Annotated in this window: 2 protein-coding genes; both read left to right on the forward strand. The window is 48.0% G+C overall.

Annotated elements, in window-relative coordinates; genetic code table 11:
* Positions 1-433, forward strand: a 433-nt coding sequence (locus VZT47_RS10675; protein WP_330224931.1) for a DUF3987 domain-containing protein, incomplete at its 5' end; no start/stop codon positions are given.
* 238 nt (positions 434-671) lie between these two features.
* On the forward strand, positions 672-1017 hold a 346-nt coding region (locus VZT47_RS10680; protein WP_330224932.1), incomplete at its 3' end, for a hypothetical protein.

Raw genomic sequence — 1017 nt, forward strand, 5'->3', positions numbered from 1 at the left:
GGCCGGAAAGCTTGTCGGCAATGTACTGCGCCTGTCCGGACTCCTTTGCAGGGCTTCCGTTTACCAAAGCCATGACTTTCTTATGGTGCAGGATGCCTTGTCCGTCACCGGGAAAACCATGTCAGATGCGATACGTCTTGGGAAATATTATCTCAACCATGCACAGGCAGCCTATTCCGTACTTCCGGAAAATGACATGTATCGGAACGGAAATCTGATTCTCCAGAAACTCAGGGAGCGGCATCTCACCACATTTGACAGGCGAGAAGCTATGCGCATGTGCCGGAGATTTAAGACCGTGGACAGCATCCAGCCGGTTCTCGACTTCCTTGAGGATTACGGGTACATCATGCAGCAGCCGCAGAAATACACAGGCACAGGCAGACCGCCACTCCCAAAATATGACATCAACCCCTGGTTGAAGGAGCATTGACTGGGTTCTGTCCTTTTGTCCAGAGCTTGTCCTTGCTTTTCTGGGACAGCTGGAGGAAGGTAGCATGTGGGTTTAAGGGTATTGTCCTTTTTGTCCAAAACCTTATAAAAAGTAAAAAGTACTTACTTATTTATTTATTCTATTTCTTCTATTAAATACATAAATCTATATATATAGGGACAAAATGGACAAAATGGACAATACTCCAAAAGCTAGAAAATACGGGGGTCTTAGCACTATGGATAATGATCCAAAGGAAAAAATTACTGGTGACGGAATGGACAAAAGTTATTTTGCCCGCTGCCAGAAAATATTACGCGAATGGGGAGCACCGCTCTCAGGATGGCATTGCCAGGGAGTTTATGATGTACGAGAAGATGACATGGAGGCGCCGCTTCACACCTGTGAGCTCTGCGGCTGCAGGAAGGTACGGTTTGTGCATGTGATGGGGCATCCTGACTACTTTGAGGATGTAGCCGTTGGCTGCATCTGCGCCGGAGTCATGGAAGGGGATATCCTTGCCGCCAGGGAACGGGAACGGCTTATGCGGAACCGTTCCAAACGGAAACGCAGTTTTCCAGAAC

The organism is Dialister sp. (assembly GCF_036343215.1).
GTDB lineage: Bacteria > Bacillota > Negativicutes > Veillonellales > Dialisteraceae > Dialister.